Consider the following 1,993-nt stretch of genomic DNA (forward strand, 5'->3'; position numbering starts at 1 on the left):
GTTTATAAGAACGCCGGGTATGCGCATATCCCGTAGGAGCATCATTACCGAACAGGAATGCCGCCACATTCAGGCTCGTTGCATCATAAGTCGTTGTGAGGGCAGCCCCCTGATTAAGCTCGGCAAATCGGGAAAGGGCATGGAAATTAACGCTATATGAGATGCTGCCGTGCATGACAGGAACAGGAATATCCCTTCGGTCCAAATCGTTTATGCTCACCGAACCTTTATCCCCGGAATGAGCAGCATCTTACCGTTGGACATCCCCAAAAGACGCTCCAGACAGGAAAATGCCGCTGTTGGGAACAGCAGACACGTCTGTTCAAATTGAGGCGGATACTCGTGGAGTATCTTATCCCATATCGGATTTTCATAATAGCCTTCCGAGCAGGAAATAAGGTTATAAGCCACGCTTAAACGCCCGGTTCTCTTCCCTTCCTCGTCCGCTTCTTCCCCGCCTTCGAGCGCCAAATCAACAAGGCAGGCGCTCATCTCGTGATCTTTAACCACAAACATGTCGAAAGGAATGCTGTCAAATATGTAATTGGCGATGACGATAATTGGGTTGCGAAGGGTATGTTTATTGAGCGTCTGCCGGGAGTTAATCAATCTCAACTCTTTCCCTTGCTCCACATCGAAAACCGCATAATCCAATAAGCCTAATCCTACGAAAGGCTTCAATTGCTCATTATCTTGCCAAAAGTCGATATTGGCCTGTGCAAAGTCGGTCATGACATAGAGAACCGGCGTCGCCGAATCGTAAAGACCATTTTCAAAGAAGGCTTTAATAAAGTTATAAGAAAAGCGCCCGCTTCCAGTGCCTAATTCAATAATTGTGATTGGAGACTGGGGGTCATAGTCCGGAAGCTGTCGAATATCATCAATAAATCCTGCAATGACCCTGGCGTATGAGGCAGCGATATAGGGATTGCTGGTGATATAGTGAGGCACGACCGCATCAGACCAGGCAGTTATGCCCTTCTTTTCGTAATATTGCCTTTGCCATCGCCACAAACTGCACTCAGAAAAGCGAGCATTCTCCTCAAGAAAACGCTTCCCATCATCCGCAGGTTTGTCAGCGCCTATATCAGCCGAGGTGATTTTTTGAGTTGTTTCGTCTATTTGCTTTGCCTCTTTCCTATCATCAGTTATTTCTAATTTCGCTAAGGCTCCACTTATTCCTTTACAAAACGAGAAAGATTTTGAAATACCGCTAAAATTGTCAAAGTGAATTAGGGGGACGGTTCAATATTAAAGCAAATTATAAAAAGACCTCTGCTCTTTTGAGCAGAGGTCTTTAAGGATTACCTAAAGACTGATTAGATGCCGAGCATCTCGTTCAGGTCTTTTTGATAGGCGTTTAGCTTATCGGCTTCGACATCGGCAACGGAAACGGGTTTTCCACCGAGGACGTTGGATTCGTAGAGGGCGAAGCAGATGGCTACATCTTTATATGCTTCCATACCGGTGATTTCAATCGGCATTTTGCCCTGGACGGCCTGGCCAAACTCCCAAAGCTCTGTCGCTTCGCAACTGGTAACGCCGCAAGGGAAGAAGAACTCATATTCGTCCTTGCTGATGCTGTTCTTCCATCGCTCAACCAATTGGTCAATTGTCTCAAGCTCTTTACCACGAAGGGTAAGGCCTGCGCCAAGGTCCATCGAACCTTCAGAACCGTAGATAACGTGCTGGCTGAAACCCTTACCGGGTGCACAGCTAACAGAAGTCCACTGACCGACCGCGCCGTTTTCGTAAACCAAATTACTAATAACGGTGTCTTCAACATCGACTTTGATAGGTTCCTCGCGGGTTGCTGCTTTCTTAAAGCGAATTGGATCGAATGCGCGGACTTCGCAGGCAACCGATTTGATTTCGCCAACATGGTAGCGCATAAGGTCAGCATAATGAACGCCGCCATCGAGCACCCAGCCGCCGCCGGCTTCGGATCGATGCTCACGCCAATTCCAATAAAAATTGCGCTCGCCTACATCCA

3 protein-coding genes are annotated in these 1,993 nt (G+C 47.4%); all 3 read right to left on the reverse strand.

The features are described from left to right. A partial coding sequence (locus tag WCO51_13025) for a hypothetical protein (protein ID MEI6514176.1) occupies window positions 1-220 on the reverse strand: 220 nt, incomplete at its 3' end. Continuing rightward, entirely contained in the window at window positions 217-1,014 is a 798-nt protein-coding gene (locus tag WCO51_13030) for an SAM-dependent methyltransferase (GenBank protein MEI6514177.1), read from the reverse strand. The genes WCO51_13025 and WCO51_13030, both read right to left, overlap by 4 nt. A 305-nt stretch (window positions 1,015-1,319) precedes the next feature. After that, window positions 1,320-1,993, reverse strand: a 674-nt coding sequence (locus WCO51_13035) for a Gfo/Idh/MocA family oxidoreductase (protein ID MEI6514178.1), incomplete at its 5' end; no start/stop codon positions are given.

This window comes from bacterium (genome assembly GCA_037131655.1).
In the GTDB taxonomy this organism is placed as follows: Bacteria; Armatimonadota; Fimbriimonadia; order Fimbriimonadales; family JBAXQP01; genus JBAXQP01.